Source organism: Gloeotrichia echinulata CP02, assembly GCA_038087035.1.
Taxonomy (GTDB): Bacteria; Cyanobacteriota; Cyanobacteriia; order Cyanobacteriales; family Nostocaceae; genus Gloeotrichia; species Gloeotrichia echinulata.
Genome location: CP051187.1, coordinates 4,886,056 through 4,903,141, shown reverse-complemented (window position 1 = coordinate 4,903,141; position 17,086 = coordinate 4,886,056). Strand labels below are relative to the sequence as shown.

Annotated in this window: 14 protein-coding genes; 8 read left to right on the top strand and 6 right to left on the bottom strand. The window is 43.5% G+C overall.

Annotated elements, in window-relative coordinates:
• Positions 1–455 precede the first annotated feature (455 nt).
• The gene (locus HEQ19_21530; protein WYM01699.1) at positions 456–1,487 is read left to right on the top strand and encodes a hypothetical protein; all 1,032 of its coding nucleotides are present in this window, start codon (positions 456–458) and stop codon (positions 1,485–1,487) included.
• 175 nt (positions 1,488–1,662) lie between these two features.
• On the opposite strand, the gene HEQ19_21525 is transcribed toward HEQ19_21530, so the two are convergent.
• The 4 genes from HEQ19_21525 to HEQ19_21510 all read right to left on the bottom strand — a co-directional run bounded on the left by HEQ19_21525 (position 1,663) and on the right by HEQ19_21510 (position 7,025).
• On the bottom strand, positions 1,663–1,812 hold the full coding sequence (locus HEQ19_21525; GenBank protein ID WYM01698.2) for a hypothetical protein: 150 nt from the start codon (positions 1,810–1,812) through the stop codon (positions 1,663–1,665).
• A gap of 11 nt (positions 1,813–1,823) precedes the next feature.
• Complete coding sequence (locus HEQ19_21520; GenBank protein ID WYM01697.1) at positions 1,824–4,196, bottom strand: filamentous hemagglutinin N-terminal domain-containing protein; 2,373 nt, start codon at positions 4,194–4,196, stop codon at positions 1,824–1,826.
• Positions 4,197–4,524: 328 nt separating this feature from the next.
• Positions 4,525–4,788, bottom strand: a complete 264-nt coding sequence (locus tag HEQ19_21515) for a hypothetical protein (GenBank protein WYM01696.1) — start codon at positions 4,786–4,788, stop codon at positions 4,525–4,527.
• 1,409 nt (positions 4,789–6,197) lie between these two features.
• Entirely contained in the window at positions 6,198–7,025 is an 828-nt protein-coding gene (locus HEQ19_21510) for a carbohydrate ABC transporter permease (protein ID WYM01695.1), read from the bottom strand.
• 177 nt (positions 7,026–7,202) lie between these two features.
• Here HEQ19_21510 and HEQ19_21505 point away from each other — a divergent pair, with 177 nt between their 5' ends.
• The 5 genes from HEQ19_21505 to folE all read left to right on the top strand — a co-directional run bounded on the left by HEQ19_21505 (position 7,203) and on the right by folE (position 11,975).
• Positions 7,203–7,898: an aldehyde oxygenase (deformylating) gene (locus HEQ19_21505; protein ID WYM01694.1), complete on the top strand. Its 696-nt coding sequence runs from the start codon at positions 7,203–7,205 to the stop codon at positions 7,896–7,898.
• Between the two features lie 100 nt (positions 7,899–7,998).
• Entirely contained in the window at positions 7,999–9,018 is a 1,020-nt protein-coding gene (locus tag HEQ19_21500) for a long-chain acyl-[acyl-carrier-protein] reductase (protein WYM01693.1), read from the top strand.
• 134 nt (positions 9,019–9,152) lie between these two features.
• Positions 9,153–10,133, top strand: coding sequence for an acetyl-CoA carboxylase carboxyltransferase subunit alpha (locus tag HEQ19_21495; protein WYM01692.1), 981 nt, complete (start codon positions 9,153–9,155; stop codon positions 10,131–10,133).
• Between the two features lie 295 nt (positions 10,134–10,428).
• Positions 10,429–11,154: an SDR family oxidoreductase gene (locus HEQ19_21490; GenBank protein WYM01691.1), complete on the top strand. Its 726-nt coding sequence runs from the start codon at positions 10,429–10,431 to the stop codon at positions 11,152–11,154.
• 113 nt (positions 11,155–11,267) lie between these two features.
• Positions 11,268–11,975 (top strand): GTP cyclohydrolase I FolE, encoded by a 708-nt coding sequence (folE, locus tag HEQ19_21485; GenBank protein WYM01690.1) that lies wholly within the window; start codon positions 11,268–11,270, stop codon positions 11,973–11,975.
• On the opposite strand, the gene HEQ19_21480 is transcribed toward folE, so the two are convergent.
• Positions 11,972–12,673, bottom strand: a complete 702-nt coding sequence (locus tag HEQ19_21480) for a phosphoribosylanthranilate isomerase (protein WYM01689.1) — start codon at positions 12,671–12,673, stop codon at positions 11,972–11,974. The two genes, folE and HEQ19_21480, sit on opposite strands and share 4 nt — an antisense overlap.
• 323 nt (positions 12,674–12,996) lie before the next feature.
• Here HEQ19_21480 and psaK point away from each other — a divergent pair, with 323 nt between their 5' ends.
• Both psaK and HEQ19_21470 read left to right on the top strand, forming a co-directional pair.
• Positions 12,997–13,248 carry a photosystem I reaction center subunit PsaK gene (gene psaK, locus HEQ19_21475; protein WYM01688.1) on the top strand — a complete coding sequence of 84 codons (252 nt, stop codon included), beginning with the start codon at positions 12,997–12,999 and terminating at the stop codon, positions 13,246–13,248.
• Positions 13,249–14,535: 1,287 nt separating this feature from the next.
• Positions 14,536–15,732, top strand: a complete 1,197-nt coding sequence (locus HEQ19_21470) for a site-2 protease family protein (protein WYM01687.1) — start codon at positions 14,536–14,538, stop codon at positions 15,730–15,732.
• Between the two features lie 325 nt (positions 15,733–16,057).
• On the opposite strand, the gene HEQ19_21465 is transcribed toward HEQ19_21470, so the two are convergent.
• Positions 16,058–16,723 carry a biotin/lipoate A/B protein ligase family protein gene (locus tag HEQ19_21465; GenBank protein ID WYM03539.1) on the bottom strand — a complete coding sequence of 222 codons (666 nt, stop codon included), beginning with the start codon at positions 16,721–16,723 and terminating at the stop codon, positions 16,058–16,060.
• Positions 16,724–17,086 lie beyond the last annotated feature (363 nt).

The window sequence follows — 17,086 nt, the reverse complement described above, 5'->3', positions numbered from 1 at the left end:
GCACGGCATCCAAAATTTTTTGTTCTAATGACAATTTTATTCGTGCCGTGCCCCTACGACAATTTTCCTTAACTGAACTGTATTGAGCCTGGAGGCTGGGAACGAGAGGAAAGTGAACCGGTCTCAAAACTCCGTTCATCTCCCTCCAAGCTAGATTCATCTCCCTCGGAGCTAGATTCATCTCCCTCGGAGCTAGATTCATCTCCCTCGGAGCTAGATTCATCTCCCTCAGAACTAGATTAATGAAGCTCTATGCCCCATCCCCAATGACATTACAGCAGTTTTCACGTAGTTGAACCACACTCTCAGGGCACAGCAGTGCTGTGCCCCTACGGCAAATGTGGTTTATTTACAGGAAGATGCTGTAACCAGAGAAATTTAATTGCACCTCATCCCTGAAGCACACAGATTATGGCATAATAAGCCGATCGCACACTCTAGTTCAGCTACGAATTGTGGAATATACCAACTCGATGAATGAACTGGCTGAAGCACTCCAACAGCCAGCGGATCTGACCTTTGAACTTCCCGATCCGGAAGATGAAGGGATTCCAGAGATGGAGTTTCAACAACAGTTGGATGTAGCATGGCAAGTATGCGATCGCTTTGATTTGCAAACCGAAATCTGGCGGGGGCGCATTTTACGGGCTATCCGTGACAGGGAAAAAAAGGGCGGTGATGGTCGCGGTACCGGTTTTCTGCGATGGCTGAAGGAACGGGAAATCAGCAAAAGTCAAGCTTATGCCTGGATTCAATTAGCCAACAGTGCTGATACCCTCATAGAAGACGGTAAACTTGACCCTGGTGCAGTCAATAACTTTAGTAAACGCGCCTTTGTCGAAACCGCCAAAGCCGTCCCCGAAGTGCAACAGATGGTCAGTGAAGCCGCGCAAAAAGGCGATCGCATTACTCGGCGCGAAGTCCGTCAACTCAGCGACGAATGGACAGCCATGTCTTCTGACTTGCTACCGGAACCCGTCAGAGCAAAAGCCGCAGATAACACCTTGCCGCCGCGCTACATCGCCCCTCTAGTCAAGGAAATGGAAAAACTGCCCGAATTGCACCAAAAATCCTTACAACGTGACATAGCCGCCAATCCTGATGTTGATACTCTGAAACAAGCAACCTCAGAAGCGCGTTATTTGGCAAAATATCTTAAAGGCGCCGCTCAAGTCCAAGCTTTAAATGAACAAGAGATAGATATTGAAACAGCCTTAGAAGAAGCGCAAAGAATCGGCTGTTTGAGCATAGCTGCGGACTTAGTAAATCAAGCTTCTCAGATAGAACAAACCATAGGCAAATTATATATGACATGGAAACGCATCAGTAATTTAGCCGATAGATTGTATGTTGATACTGGTGCAAGTACACCAAACCTGCGATCGCTCCTCAGTTGCTTAGAACCCCTCGGCGGTGAAGTCATGGAATTACAACTTAGTGGCGCCGTGGAACACACCGTTCGCCTGCAAATTCAGGAAGTTAATTAGGGATTGGGGATTGCACTTCGGCTCCGCTCAGTGACCAGGGATTGGGGAGTTAGGAGTTAGGAGTTAGGAGTTAGGAGTTAGGAGTTAGGAGTTAGGAGTTAGGAGTTAGGAGTTAGGAGTTAGGAGTTGGGAGTTAGGAGTTAGGAGTTGGGAGTTAGGAGTTAGGAGTTAGGAGTTAGGAGTTGGGAGTTAAATACAAATAACCAATGACAAATGACCAATGACCAATGACCAATGACAAATAACAAATGACAAATAACAAATGACAAATGACAAATGACAAATGACAAATGACAAATGACAAATGACAAATGACAAATGACAAATAACAAATCCCTAATTATAGGCTACAGGACAAGATGCCGTATTCATGGCTGGGCTATGGGGGGTAACAGTGGCTGCTTGAGTCACCAGAACCACATTACCATTGCTATCCAGCACCCATCCTTGGGCTTCGACAATTTCAGTAGGGGGATTGACAGAATTATCTTTTGGTGATGTATTTTCTATTTTGCTCGGCTGTTGAATTGCCACCTTGTCGTTGATATCACCAGCACGATTCTCTCCCTCCAGCGTAATCCAATCTGCCAGCACTGCATCAGCCGTCAATGGCTCTGAGGGACCTGCTGCTATTCCACCACGACCCGTGATGACAAACGAACCCATATAGAGTTTTCCCAGAGAACGACAGATAGGAAGAATTTGCTGGGAAATATCAACCACATTTTCGCGTATTTCCACTAATCCTTTACTGGGGTCAACATCGGGTGTGTTGATTTGTATAGTGCCATTTAATGAAGGGTTTTGCTGAGAAAACGCCGTGATATCACTGCTTGGGAGGTTGCTTGGCTTTAGTTTATCTGGGTCTTGTGTTCCCAGCAACCGCTCCAAGTCAGCGCGAGTGCGGACTACAAACCCAAAGATTTGATTAGCGTTGATTGTGATTTTACCGCCAGAGCCATAGAAAGCGTTGGCTGTGATATCGTTATTTCCTAAAGGCTCGGCGATGATGAAGCCATTAGGTGCATTGATCGTGATATTACCGCCATCGCCAGGAGCCTGTGCTGTGCCGGCATTAGTGGTGATTTGGCTGTTACCGCGCATCCGTAAGAACTCCTGCACCTGCAGGTTAATATTTCCACCCTGACCTAAATCACTATTAGATGTGAGTGTTCCTTGGTTATCTAGGAGGATGGAGCCAGCGGTTATATTGAGAGCGCCTGCTTTCCCTAGAGTGGGTACATTCTTGAAAAATACACTCCTGGCAGATCTGACAGATATTGTACTCTTATCCCGGACGATCAATTCTCCTGTGGTAATTGTCACTTTTCCTGCATCTCCGGAAGTATAAGTCCTAGCGAACAAGCCACTGGTAACATTGGGAGTATATATTGAAGTTCCAATGAGTTCTACTGACTTAGAGGCATTCACAGTCAAATTTCCTCCTGCTCCTATACCTGCTATGAATTCTGAATTATTAGAAAAAATTCCAGTCGAATCTGTTGCTATTCTTCCCCCATCTTGGAGACGCAACCTCCCAGTGTTGATATTTATTTCACCCCCATTTCCGGCAACAAAACTTGTACTCGACAATACACTAGGTGAAACAGTATTATCTTTGTTGAAATAACTACCAATTATTTCAACAAAATCGGTGGCATTCACGGTCAACTTTCCTCCATTACCCCTGCCCCTGGTATTAGTAGATATTGTAGCGCCATCCCGAAGAATTAATTTGCTGGTATTAATCGTTAAGTCTCCGCCATCTTTTGCACCAGTAGTTTGAGTGCTTAATATAACATTATCGCCGGTTAGCTCAACGGTGTTACCTCGCACCTGGATATTGCCTACATTACTATCTTTGTTACTAGCTTCTACCTGAGATGGAACTTGAGAACCATCATCACTTCCCCGCTGGATGAATCGAATATTCTGGAAATCCTGGACTTTTTCATATCTCAAAACCCAACCTTGGTTATTTGGATTGAGAGTAACCAAACTATTAGCAGCAACACTTCCTAACTCAATTCGTCCCGATGCTACTGTTAAGTTTCCGCCCTCTAACATGATATCACCGCCTACCAGTGCCAATGTTTTGTCAGGCTGCACTTGTAGACCAACGGGAGATCCCAAACTATTGGTTACTCCATCTGGACTTTTTGCTTGAGATTGATTGATGATGGTAGCCGCAGTTGCTCCAAATTGTAAGCCAATGGGAACACTTACAGTTAGCAAGGGTCTGGTTTGGGGATCTGTGGCACTAAACTTTGTACCATCAGCAAAGTTCAGACTACTCGCCGTAGTCGCTAGAAATGAACCGCCAATTTGTAAAGAAGCATTGGGACCAAAAACAATTCCGTTGGGATTAATCAGAAACAGGTTGGCTGTTCCATCTGCTTTGAGAATCCCTTGAATATCAGAAATAGACTTACCCGTTACTCGACTGATGATATTCTGAATATTTTCTGTATTTTTAAAATAAGCCGTACTACCAGCAGGGACAGAAAATTCCTTAAAACTGTGGAACAGATTGCTTCCTACTTGGGTTCCACCTTCAATATTGATAATATTTCCCTGTGGTGTCACTTGAGAATTAGTGGGTAGAGTCCCATCCTGGGTAATTTGGGCAATAGCTGAGTTTGCACAAAAAGCTATTGGACAACATATTGCAATTCCTAGACTTTTAAACCAGACCCAAAAATTACTCATAACAGATACTGCACCTCACTAAAAAATACGAATAGCTGAACAATGGTTAACCCCCGCACCTAGGGAATAAACAAAACTATATTACGAAACGTAAATATGTCTGAAATCCTTACAAATGACCAATTACCAATGACGACTAAAGCCTGTAATGTTTATTTGCTCCGACCTACTTGTAGCCATTGATAACAGAGTTGAGTATACATCCAAATTAGATTAGGGACACAAAATGTTGTGTCCCTACCCATATAATTCATTCAGATCAAAATTTAGATAGACTACATCGAAATTGGCAACTTGCGTTTAAGTTGAGATGATATAAACAGAAATCTCAAATACATTTGTACTTTTTTTCCTTGTCATCCCACCAGCAAAAATTCTGTAGCTCCATATTAGGAGGCACAACTGAAGCTGGAAAATTCTGAGCTTCTTGGCTGCCAACAGTATAATTCAATTCAGCTTGAGCAGCGTCAATACAATTGTCTTCTGATTCATCTTCATTTCCAATCGCCTCAGCAACTTCAGTGTTATTCAGGCTTAGGCTCGATTGGTTTTGAGTATCGTCTTGTAACTGCTGTGCTGTTTGATTACTCATGACACTTTACGCTCCTAAAAACTTGGTAGATAAGTCAACTGGTCTTGCGATGTCCTAATTACTTATCACCTTGCTTTCCAAGAATTACGCAAAAATTAGGCGAGCTTTACAAAAACTTCATATTTCAGGCTGAATTTCCTCCGGGTTATTACGGTGACTGCAGTCTGCGGGCATGGGGCATGGGGCACTTGTACTGAGCGAAGCCGAAGTATGGGGCATAGGATAATACAGGGATGTTAGACTGGAATGCAATATGTCGTAGGGGCACGGCATCCACAATCTTTTGGTATATACAATTATCAAATTGACGCCGTGCCCCTACCATCTGTGTTCACACCAAGCGTATTGGGGCATGGGGCACGGCATCCACAATCTTTTGGTATATACAATTATCAAATCGACGCAGTGCCCCTACCATCTGTGTTCACACCAAGGGTATTGGGGCATGGGGCACGGCACCCACAATCTTTTGGTATATACAATTATCAAATCGACGTTCCCTACCATCTGTGTTCACACCAAGGGTATTGGGGCATGGGGCACGGCATCCACAATCTTTTGGTATATACAATTATCAAATCGACGTTCCCTACCATCTGTCTTCACACCAAGGGTATTGGGGCATGGGGCACGGCATCCACAATCTTTTGGTATATACAATTATCAAATCGACGTTCCCTACCATCTGTCTTCACACCAAGGGTATTGGGGCATGGGGCACGGCATCCACAATCTTTTGGTATATACAATTATCAAATCGACGTTCCCTACCATCTGTGTTCACACCAAGGGTATTGGGGCATAGTAGGGGCACGGCACCCACAATCTTTTGGTATATACAGTCATCAAATCGACGTTCCCTACCATCTGTGTTCACACCAAGGGTATTGGGGCATAGTAGGGGCACGGCACCCACAATCTTTTGGTATATACAATTATCAAATCGACGTTCCCTACCATCTGTCTTCACACCAAGGGTATTGGGGCATAGGGCACGGCACCCACAATCTTTTGGTATATACAATTATCAAATCGACGTTCCCTACCATCTGTGTTCACACCAAGGGTATTGGGGCATGGGGCACGGCATCCACAATCTTTTGGTATATACAATTATCAAATCGACGTTCCCTACCATCTGTGTTCACACCAAGGGTATTGGGGTATGGGGCACGGCATCCACAATCTTTTGGTATATACAATTATCAAATCGACGTTCCCTACCATCTGTGTTCACACCAAGGGTATTGGGGCATGGGGCACGGCATCCACAATCTTTTGGTATATACAATTATCAAATCGACGTTCCCTACCATCTGTCTTCACACCAAGGGTATTGGGGTATGGGGCACGGCATCCACAATCTTTTGGTATATACAATTATCAAATCGACGCCGTGCCCCTACCATCTAATTCTTCATTCCCGTTGTCGCAATCCCGCGAAGAAACTGGCGCTGACCGATGAGGAATAACACCATGACTGGTACGGTCGTAATTGTCACTGCAGCCATCATCAAGGGCCAATTATTGGTATATTGCTCCTGAAATTCTGCCAAGGCTAGCTGCACGGTTCTTAATTCTGGACGGGTGGTAAAGACTAAGGGCTTAAACAAATCGTTCCATTCGCCGATAAAGGTGAACAAAAACAGCGTCACTAAAGCGGGACGGGCTAGAGGTAACATGACTCGCCACAAAATTTGCAGCCTGTTGGCCCCGTCTATCGCTGCTGCTTCTTCCAACTCCACGGGAATTGTCTGGAAATATTGACGTAACAGGAAAATCCCAAAGCCATTCACAGCTGTTGGTAAAATTAGCGCCCAATAGGTATTGATCATGTGTCCCCACTTCAATACCAAAAAGATGGGAATCACCAACAACGAAAAGGGAATCACTAAAGTTGCCAAGACAATCAGCAGTAGGGCTTGCCTACCCCGAAATTTTAACCTAGCCAGGGCGTAACCTGCCAATGCCGAAGTCGCAATCTGAAACCCCGTCACGGCGATCGCTACCAAGGTAGAATTAGCAAACGCCAACAAAAATTTACCCCGATCCCATGCATCCCGGTAATTAGCGAAAGTCCAGTTATTTTTGGCTAAACCTTCTGCACTTGCTCCTCCTGGAGTAAAAGAAGTAAGGAAGACGACAAACAGGGGTAGTAAAACAATCACAGCCCCCAGTAGTAGGACTCCTAAGCTCAGAAAATTGGCTCCTTTCAGATTCCCATTTGATTTGGACATGAATTTTGCTTCCTAGTATTTGTTTTTCTTGTACTAGAGCATCGCCCCCAGCAACCGCTAATCTATAACATAGTGACTTGTTAAGTTAAATTAAATCACAGTGATCGTTACCCTAAATTCATGGGGTAAATTTAATTTTGGTATCAAATGATTCAAGTTTACAGGGGTGAAGATAGAATGCAGCAGCTTGCAACTCAATCGGAAATTGATTTCCACAGTGACATCTACAAAGACGCCTACAGCCGTATTAATGCGATTGTGATTGAAGGAGAACAAGAAGCCCATGAGAATTACATCCAACTAGCCCAACTGCTGCCGGACAATCACGATGATCTAATTATCTTATCGAAGATGGAAAATCGCCACAAGAAAGGATTTGAAGCTTGTGGACGCAATCTTAAGGTAGTGCCAGATCTCCAATTTGCCCAGGAATTTTTCGCTGGATTACATGCAAACTTCCAAACAGCAGCAGCAGCAGGTAAAGTCGTCACCTGCTTGCTGATTCAGTCTTTGATTATTGAATGCTTTGCCATAGCAGCATACAATATTTACATTCCTGTGGCTGATGATTTTGCCCGCAAAATCACGGAAAGTGTGGTCGAAGATGAATACAAACATTTGAATTTTGGAGAAGCCTGGTTAGAAGCAAATTTTGCCGATTCTAAAACGGAACTAGAACAGGCAAATCGCGAAAACCTCCCCATTGTTTGGAAAATGCTGAATCAAGTGGAAGCCGATGCCAAAATCTTGGGCATGGAAAAAGATGCTTTGGTAGAAGATTTCATGATTAGCTACGGAGAAGCATTAAGTAATATTGGCTTCAGCACTCGTGACATCATGCGCCTGTCAGCCTACGGACTTACTGCCGCTTAAAAAAGCTAGGAGTGAGGAATTATGAGTTATACTTCTAAGTCCTCACTCCTAACTCCCAACTATACTAATTCGACGCAGCACGCACTTAATACATCAATACATGTTTGGTCTAATTGGACATTTGACTAGTTTAGAACACGCTCAAGCGGTAGCTGAAGAATTGGGCTACCCAGAATATGCTGATCAAGGATTAGATTTTTGGTGCAGCGCCCCACCCCAAATTGTTGATAATATTACTGTTACCAGTGTGACAGGGCAGACCATAGAAGGGCGGTATGTGGAATCTTGCTTTTTGCCGGAAATGCTAGCAAATCGCCGGATTAAGGCGGCAACGCGGAAAATTCTCAATGCTATGGCCCATGCTCAAAAACATGGCATTAATATCACGGCTTTAGGCGGGTTTTCTTCAATTATTTTTGAAAATTTTAACTTAGAGCAATTTGGTCAAGTCCGCAACATTAAACTAGAGTTTGAACGCTTCACTACTGGCAATACCCACACTGCCTACATTATTTCTCGCCAGGTAGAACAAGCATCGAAACAACTGGGAATTGATCTTAAAAGTGCGACGGTGGCTATCTGTGGCGCAACTGGGGATATTGGGAGTGCAGTCACACGCTGGTTAGATGCAAAAACAGATGTCAAGGAACTGCTGCTGATAGCCCGGAACCAAGAACGGCTGCTAGAGTTACAAGCCGAATTGGGGCGGGGTAAAATTATGGCTTTAGAAGAGGCGCTGCCCCTAGCTGATATTGTAGTTTGGGTTGCCAGTATGCCTAAAGGACTGGAAATTGACCCCACGGTTTTCAAACAACCAAGTCTGTTGATTGATGGTGGGTATCCTAAAAATTTAGGGACAAAAATTCAGCATCCTGATGTATATGTGTTAAATGGTGGAATAGTAGAGCATTCACTGGATATTGACTGGAAAATCATGAAAATCGTCAATATGGAAGTACCAGCACGTCAGTTGTTTGCTTGTTTTGCCGAATCCATGCTCCTAGAATTTGAGAAGTTATATACGAACTTTTCTTGGGGGCGCAATCAGATTACCGTAGACAAAATGGAGCAGATAGGTCAGGTGTCAGTTAAGCATGGATTTAGACCACTGCTAGTTTAGCTACTGGTAATTGGGGCATGGTAGTATTATTTGCTTATGCCCAATCCCCAATCCCCAATCCCCAATCCCCTTCCAATGCCCAATGCCCCATGCCCCATGCCCAATCCCTAATCCCCAATCCCTAATCCCCAACTATGACAACTACCGAGCGTAAACCGCTACTCTTGGATTTTGAAAAGCCGCTAGCAGAACTCGCGGCGCGTATTGATCAGATTCGGGCGCTGGCAGAGGAAAATGGTGTGGATGTTTCTAGTGAAATTCGTAAACTAGAAGCACGCGCTATGCAGCTGCGCGAGGAAATTTTTAGTAATCTATCGCCTTCTCAGCGCTTACAGGTTGCTCGTCATCCCCGACGCCCTAGTACGCTCGATTACATTCAGGCTATTAGTGATGAATGGATGGAGTTGCATGGCGATCGCTGTGGTGGTGATGATCCGGCTTTGGTTGGCGGTGTCGGTCGTTTGGGCGGACAACCAGTGGTGATCCTGGGACATCAAAAAGGTCGGGATACTAAGGATAATGTCGCCCGCAACTTTGGTATGGCTTCACCCGGTGGCTACCGCAAAGCACTGCGATTGATGGAACATGCCAACAAGTTTAACATGCCAATTATCACTTTTATCGATACCCCCGGAGCTTGGGCGGGTATCGAAGCCGAACATCAAGGTCAAGGGGAAGCGATCGCCTATAATTTGCGAGAAATGTTTTGCTTCGATGTGCCAATTCTTTGCACGGTAATTGGTGAAGGTGGTTCTGGTGGCGCTTTGGGTATTGGTGTCGGCGATCGCCTAATGATGTTTGAACACGCCGTTTATACCGTTGCTACCCCCGAAGCCTGCGCCGCTATTTTGTGGAAAGATGCTAGCAAATCTCCCCAAGCGGCTGTGGCTCTGAAAATTATTTCTCATGACCTCAAAAATTTGGGCATTATTGACCAGATATTACCTGAACCCATCGGCGGCGCTCATTCTAACCCACTCCAAGCAGCTACAACCCTCAAACAGGCGCTATTGGAAAATTTGGATATACTCAACCGCTTAACTGCTGCACAAAGACGCCAACTGCGCTATGAAAAATTCCGCAAAATTGGTGTTTTCACCGAAGCCGCCCACTAAAACCTCTAAAACGAGTGGACATGATCGATCAATATGCCAGCAGTGCTATAATTCGTTTGGTTGCTTAAAGATTTTTAACATTCTTGTCAGACTATTACAGCACAATGGAAACAAACCTACCATTCAAAACAATTGAAAAGCTTATAATACAAGCTTTTTGAACTTTGAATCAGAAATTCTGCACAGCGGTGCTATTACTCGATGTCACTAATTTTGAGGGGTTGTTTGTAGTTGCGCTTGAGTGCTGCGACAATTAAGAGCGCTAAATGGTTTTGCACATGTATCCCGAAGTTTTATGAGTTTTCAGCAGAGACAAAAAGCCCTAATTACTGGGGCTAGTAGTGGAATTGGGAAAGCAACTACTTTGGCGTTTGCAAAGGCAGGAATAGATGTTGCCTTAGTCAGCCGTTCTATTGATAAGTTGGAGGCAGTTGCAGCAACAGCAAGGGAGACAGGAGTAGAAGCAAAAGCTTATGCTGTCGATTTAGCTTGTGTCTGGGAAGTAAAAGACAAAATACAAGCGATCGCCGATGACTTTGGCGACATAGACATTCTAGTAAATAATGCTGGAATAGCTTACACGGGTAATTTGAGCGAAACCCCTTTAGAAGACTGGCAACAAGTGATTAACTTAAATCTCACTAGCGTGTTTCAGTGCATCATGGGAATTTTGCCAGGAATGCGCGATCGTCAAATAGGCACCATTATCAATATTGCTTCTATTGCGGGAAAGCAAACCTTTGCCGGTTGGGGCGCATACTGCGTCAGCAAAGCTGGTCTGATTGCTCTTTCTCAAACCGTGGCACAAGAAGAACGTGCCCACGGTATTCGTGTCACTGCTATTTGTCCCGGGTCTGTCAATACCGAACTTTGGGATACAGAAACAGTCCATGTGAATTTTGACCGTTCAAAAATGTTAACGCCAGAAATTGTGGCTCAGTCGATTCTCTACACAGTGCTGTTACCAAAACAGGCAGTTGTTGATGAATTAACTTTAATGCCCAGTGCGGGCGTCCTCTAAAAGTCGAGTGAGAAGTTAAAAGTCAGAAGTGAGGAAGAAAACTCATAACTCCTAACTCTTAACTCATAACTCTTAACTCTTAACTAATTCCAAGCATAACGAAGACTGACATCATGACTATCGCTGGTTCCAACGGTTCCAATTGCTTTCAATCTCCGCTAATTCCCGATTTGGCAGATACCATCAATCCCAGACCTGATCGCAATACCCATGATGGACGAGAACCGGATTTGCATCCGCCTAAAGAAGAACACATAGAGCAAATGACGGAAGCCGTACGGCAAATAATATTAGGTGTCGGAGAAGACCCCGAACGCGAAGGACTCCTAAAAACGCCCAAGCGTGTAGCAGAGGCGATGCGGTTTCTTACCAGTGGTTACAATCAATCTCTAGAAGAACTCGTTAATGGTGCCATCTTTGATGAAGGACATAACGAGATGGTGTTAGTGCGGGATATTAATTTCTTTAGCCTATGCGAACATCATATGTTGCCGTTTATGGGTAGAGCGCATGTTGCTTATATCCCTAACCAAAAAGTTGTGGGATTAAGTAAACTGGCTCGGATTGTTGAGATGTATTCTCGCCGCTTGCAAGTACAAGAAAGGTTGACCCGTCAAATTGCTGAAGCAGTTAAGACTATTTTGGAACCCCAGGGTGTCGCCGTGGTTATGGAAGCTACTCATATGTGCATGGTAATGCGGGGTGTGCAAAAACCCGGTTCTTGGACTGTCACCAGCGCAATGGTTGGTGTGTTCCAAGAGGAGCAAAAAACCCGTGAGGAATTCTTTAACTTAATTCGCCACCAAGTAGGGTTCTTTTAAGTGGTGAGTGGTGGGTCAATGGTCAATGGTGATAATTCTTGTCCCCCCACCTCCCCACTTCGCCAGGAGTCTAGGTTTTGAAGGACAGCAAATAACTTTGCCACCTTGTCTAAATCCTTGTCGCCAGGTGCCCGTTCTACACCACTAGATAAATCAATGCCTTTGGGGTTAACTTGATTGATGGCTTCGACAACATTATCTGGTGTCAGCCCTCCAGCTAAAAACCAAGGACAACTTGGGCTAAAGTTTTGTAGTATACTCCAATCTATGGTTAGTCCTGTACCACCTAGCTGCTGGGGATGATAGGCATCTAGGAGCAAAGTATCTATATATTTGGTATAATTATCTTTCACCTGAAGATGCTCAAGGCTGCGAATTCTTAAGGCTTTAATAATTTCTATTTTGGGCAGAGCTTGACGCAGTTGGGAGCAAAATTCTGGTGATTCATCCCCGTGTAACTGCACACCAGTCAAACCAGAATCAATCACTGTTTGATTGATTTCTAAAATGCTGGCATTGGCAAATACGCCAATTTTGTCAATTTTTTCCGGTAATTGTGCGATCGCTGCACGGATTTTTTCTGGATTCACATAGCGGGGTGATGTGGGTACACAAATAAATCCTAGGGCTGTTGCACCCAGAGAGGCGATCGCTACAGACTGTGATGGTTGAGTAATTCCGCAAATTTTAATCCGCATGGCTAGCTTGAAAAACTGGTAAGTGCTGAGTTTTGAGTTGAAGAATTAATTTTTCATCCGTTATAGTACAATGGAGTTGATGTCCACTACTAGTACTCTGTCAAGATAAAAATGATGGACTGTAGTGCGGGCATCTTGCCCGCGTGAGCGAGACGCTCACACTACCAAAAATCCCTCAAAACAAAATTGACAGACTACTAGAGATATTTAGATAATCAAAAAAATTAATCTCTATTTTGCCAAGAATTTTGAATGAATTTTCTCCTAATAGATTCTATAATTTTGTAGGATTACATTTATTTTTCAATTCAGGAGACAAAAGCTTGATTTCATCAATCTTACTAGCAGCAGCCTCTGTTCCTACCACACCTATATGGACTCCAACAGTGGGGATTGTGATTAGCGTCAGTAGCATCATAGCTGTTTTGCTAACTTTGAAGATTCAATATCCCCAAGTTGGACCTAAGTTACCTATTCTCCCTATAAGTATTCCTGCATTTGTCGGTGCTATGGCTTTTGGCCATATTATCGGAATTGGTATCGTTTTAGGTCTGACTAACATCGGTCGTCTGTAGATTTAAGATGAGAGAGACTATAAATTTCATGTCACTCTCATAACAGATAATGGTTCTTTTTCCTGCAAAAGTAGGGGCGCAAGGCCTTGCGCCCCTAGAAAGCTTACTAGGGCGTCTTTTAAATAATTAAAATGGGTTTGTGGTTTGATCGGGAAATTTATTCACGGCTCAAAAAAAAAATCGTATTGGGAGTGGTATGTCACCCAACGGTATTGGAATTTAAGCCAGTTTTCTCACACTATTACAAAGAAAATAAAGTATTTGATAAAAAGTCCATCGAATAGGTTTAAGAATAAAATGGAAGATGAAATTATGCATCATCTCTCCAGTTTTATGATTACAATAATATACAATCATCAATATAGGTAAAAATATTGCATATATAATAAATGTAGGAATTAATGAGGAATTTTTGGCAATTTTTCGAGCTATGACTTCACCTTGGGGAAGATTTACAGTGTCTATTTCATCAATGCTTTCCATATAAAAAGCTTGCAAAAGCATACTGTCTCCCTCAGCAATATAAGACTACTTGCTACGTTGTAAAATTCACCCTATCATAATTTGCGATTTAGAAGAGATCAGTATTTTACAAAATATTGCTAATTTGAGTAGATTGGCGCCAATAAAGGGCGCTAGCTTTCGCGTAGCGTCTGGGAGAGGAGAGGGTCGTGATTGGTTATTGGTCATTAGACAGCTGCAAAAAATCAAAACAACCGTCTGACTATTGATATCATGTCCGGTTATATGACCGTAATAAAATAGTCTGTAGAGACGTTACATGTAACGTCTCTACATTGCGGGTATTATGGGTAAGCTCGCGGACATGATATGACTCTTGGTCAAGACTTGGCGAGAAGATTGGATAGGCTTTGCATCAAGTTATATTTTATTACATACCATAAGCAAATATAACTTTCTGGAGAGGAATATTATTTTTATTTGATCAGCGTGATTAAGTAGCGTTAATTGTCTATCCTAGAGGTTAGAGCGTCTGAACCAGTCCAGCATATAGAAATCTGTCTATGAGTTGCTAAACTGCATACAGGTTGACACCCATCACTGGTATTTTTCACAATCTATCTCAATCTATCTAATTGGGATGGCTATAGGAATAATATCGGTTTTCTATGAAGATACACTATATTTGATCCGCCGCAAGCAGGGAAAGTATATTATGACAAATTAGTATAAGTCCTTTGATTAAGGCAGAAAATATGTATAAAGGAGTAATTAATAATGTTTAGATAATTAACGGTAGGAAATATGTAGTTTTAGGAAAATGTAATGCAAACAAATTGGAAAATTGGGTCTTTATTTGGAATTCCTCTGTTTTTAGATCCTTTGTGGTTTGTAATTTTAGGGTTAGCAACCCTGAACTTTGGGGTATCTTACCAAGAATGGGGAAATGCGATCGCCCCGATTGCGGGGATGGTGATGGCACTGTTGCTATTTGCGTCAGTATTATTACACGAATTGGGTCATAGTTTGGTAGCGCGATCGCAAGGGATTAAAGTTAATTCGATTACCCTGTTTTTATTTGGCGGCATTGCTGCTATAGAAGAAGAATCGAAAACTCCAGGAAAAGCGTTTCAGGTGGCGATCGCAGGTCCGTTGGTGAGTATCACCTTGTTTGTCCTGTTGCGACTGCTAAGTAATATACTACCTCAAACCAGCCATATCAGTGAAATGGTTGGAGATTTGGCGAGAATCAACTTAGTTTTAGGTCTATTTAACCTAATTCCCGGCTTACCTTTGGATGGGGGACAGGTATTAAAAGCAGTATTATGGCAAGTAACAGGAAACCGCTTTCGAGCTGTACACTGGGCAGCAAAGGCGGGACAAATTTTAGGTTACACTGCGATCGCCTTGGGATTTGCTATCGATTTCTTGACCAGGGAATTGGCTTTGGGTTTGTGGATTGTGCTGTTGGGTTGGTTTGGTATCCGCAACGCCAAAAGCTATGACAACGTGACGACATTGCAAGAAACCTTGTTGAAGGTACCAGCTGCTGATGCGATGACCCGCGATTTTCGTGTAGTCAATGCTAACCAGACATTGCGTGCTTTTGCTGATTTATACCTATTAAACACCGCCGCTACAGAGGTTTATTTTGCTGCTGCTGATGGACGTTATCGGGGTCTGGTTTCCATTGACGACTGGCGTTTAGTCGAAAGAAGTGAATGGGAAACCAAAACCTTACAAAGCATTGTCCATCCCTTGACAGAAATACCTACTGTTGCTGAGTCAACTTCTTTAGCTGAGGTAATTAACAAGCTAGAAAATGAACAGTTACAGCGGATCACCGTGCTTTCTCCCGCTGGTGCTGTAGCTGGTGTGATTGACCGGGGAGACATTGTGAAAACCTTGGCGCAAAAGTTAAATTTGCGGATTAGCGATGCGGAAATTCAGCAAATCAAGGAAGATGGTAACTATCCATCAGGGTTGGAGTTGGGGGTAATTGCAAAGTCAACTATTAGTTAGGTTAAGATTTTTGGCGTTGCTGAGTGAAAATATGAATTTGTTGGGCTACGTTAATACCAATTTCGTAACGAAAAATCAAGGTTTTAGCCATGTACTGATATACTTTGCAGGTATCTCGGCGACCACCCACAGATCTTCGTAGGGGCGCAAGGCCTTGCGCCCCTACCCTGTGGTCTATTTAGGGACTTCCAGAAATTAAATGATCCACAGTAGGGTGCGTCAGTACAAATAATTTCTAGCTATGTCAAAAGTTTTTCGCTCTGACGCACCCTGCAGATTGTATATTTTTTTATTTGGAAGTCCCTTACCTGAAAATGGCTGTAATTCAGCAACGCGATAAAATTTCGTCCCACTCATTCTCAGTAAGGGGTTGTAGTTCTACCTGGATCTTAAAACAATCAGTAGCTGCAGCAATCAAGGCGGCGATAATCTTTTCAATACTTAAGCTTTGGGGTAGTTGCACAGATGTAAAAGATTCTGCACCAAATACCTCAGCAAATAATTTAGCATCGGGTTGCAAACGGATAGAACCATGTTGCAAAATCGCCCCACCTCGTCGCATTTGGGCACTACCAATGAGTTTACCACCATCGGTTAAAACTAAATCTGCACCAGTCGCAGTACCAAAACAGTTAGGGTTGTGAATGTAGCCCCGCCCTGCTGTACCATATTGCAATTCCACCCCAAGCGATCGCCATCCTTGAATCAAAAATTCACAAATTTTTTGGTAAGCCTCAAGGCGATTACCAGTTAGTGTAGATGTCACCACAGCATAAGTTAAATCACCTTGGTGTAACACCGCTCTACCACCACTGGGACGCCGCACTAAATCTAATTTTTTACCTCCCCAAGTCAGATTTTGCCAAGATTGAGGGTATTGTCGTTGATGATAGCCCAAGGAAATCGCAGCTGGTGACCAAGTATAAAACCGCAATGTTGGGGGATGCTTTCCGCACTGGTGCTGTTCTAGCAACCAGCTATCAATCGCCATTTGTACAGTCCCCGTAGCTTCAAGCAAGGGAATTAGTCGCCAAATTTTAGTGTTCAAGAGTTGAAAGTTAGGAGTTGGAAGCTGAATGTTGGTGATCGGAAGCTGAACTTTGGTGTTCGGAAGCTGAACGTTGGTGTTCGGAAGCTGAACCTTGGTGTTCGGAAGCTGAACCTTGGTGTTCGGAAGCTGAACCTTGGTGTTCGGAAGCTGAACCTTGGTGTTCGCAAGGTGAACCTTGGTGTTCGGAAGCTGAACCTTGGTGTTCGGAAGCTGAACCTTGGTGTTCGGAAGCTGAACCTTAACAATTTTTTCTTAACTCCTAACTCCTAACTCCTAACTTCTAACTCCTAACTCCTATCTAGG